Genomic DNA, 605 nt, shown 5'->3' on the forward strand with positions numbered 1-605 from the left:
AATAAGAGTATTTTTAGCTACATATTGATTTTTCATGTAATCTTGTAAATCCTCTCGAGAAATTTTAGCTACACTTTCTTTTGTCCCTGTTACATCCCAACCAGCTGGCTGGTCACCATATAATAACTTCGGCCATAAAATCCTCACATAACTCATTGGATTGTCATAACACATATTAATTTCTTCAATAATCACTCCCTTTTCTCTTTGAATTTCTTTTTCTGGTAAAAGAGAATTCAAATAGATATCTGAAACCCAATCTAAAGCCAAATCTAAATGAGAAGCTTCTACTTTGGCAAAATAACCAGTGTATTCCTCGGAGGTAAAGGCATTATAAATTCCGCCGATTTTGTCTAAGGTTTCCGAAATCGCCTGAACATTTGGTCTTTTTTTTGTTCCTTTAAAAAGCATGTGTTCTAAAAAGTGGGAAATGCCATTAATTTCTTTTCTTTCATATTTTGAACCGCTGCCAACCAATACTAAAACCGTCACTGCCTGAGTGCTTTTTTGAGGAACAGTAATAATCCGAAGACCATTTTTAAGAGTGATCTTTCTATACATCGAAATATAGTACTTTTTTTACAAGACTACTACCCACTCCCACC

Annotated in this window: 1 protein-coding gene; it reads right to left on the reverse strand. The window is 34.4% G+C overall.

The features are described 5' to 3' along the window. Positions 1-561 (reverse strand): pitrilysin family protein (locus QMD82_08605; protein MDI6851971.1); only part of this gene is annotated, 561 nt, incomplete at its 3' end. Between the last annotated feature and the right edge of the window lie 44 nt (positions 562-605).

The sequence above is a fragment of the bacterium genome (assembly GCA_030019025.1).
Lineage (GTDB): Bacteria > Hydrothermota > Hydrothermia > UBA1063 > UBA1063 > UBA1063.